Genomic DNA, 431 nt, shown 5'->3' on the forward strand with positions numbered 1-431 from the left:
GTGCATTGATCAATATATCGAAACTTCTTAAAATTAGAACCCTTAAAAAGGCTGAAATCGAATGTCCAAAAGACAAAAAAGGCAATTTTCAATTAAACGAATATATTTTTGGTGTTGACGTAGCACGTAGCAACTCGCAAAGTAACAACAAAACTGCAATTGTTGTTTTGAAAATAATTCGAAATGAAAATGGAGTTATAAGGCAAATACAACTGGTCAATATTGTAGAACCGCCAAATGGATTAAGTTTTAAGGAACAAAGCATAATTGTTAAACAAATGTTTTATAAATATGGGGGAAATCTAGATATACAAAAGTCTAGAGTTAAAGCTATAGTTGTTGATGGGAACGTAATTGGTAAGGGTTTAATCGATAGATTATTAGAAGATGTGACTGATCCTGAAACTAATGAAGAACTAGGATGTTTCGAT

At 31.3% G+C, this 431-nt stretch carries 1 protein-coding gene; it reads left to right on the forward strand.

The genetic code is table 11. The features are described 5' to 3' along the window. Positions 1 to 431: hypothetical protein (locus SB822_RS55080; RefSeq protein WP_410858845.1), on the forward strand; the 431-nt coding region annotated here is incomplete at both ends.

This window comes from Paraburkholderia sp. SIMBA_054 (assembly GCF_046534875.1).
GTDB classification, from domain to species: domain Bacteria; phylum Pseudomonadota; class Gammaproteobacteria; order Burkholderiales; family Burkholderiaceae; genus Paraburkholderia; species Paraburkholderia hospita.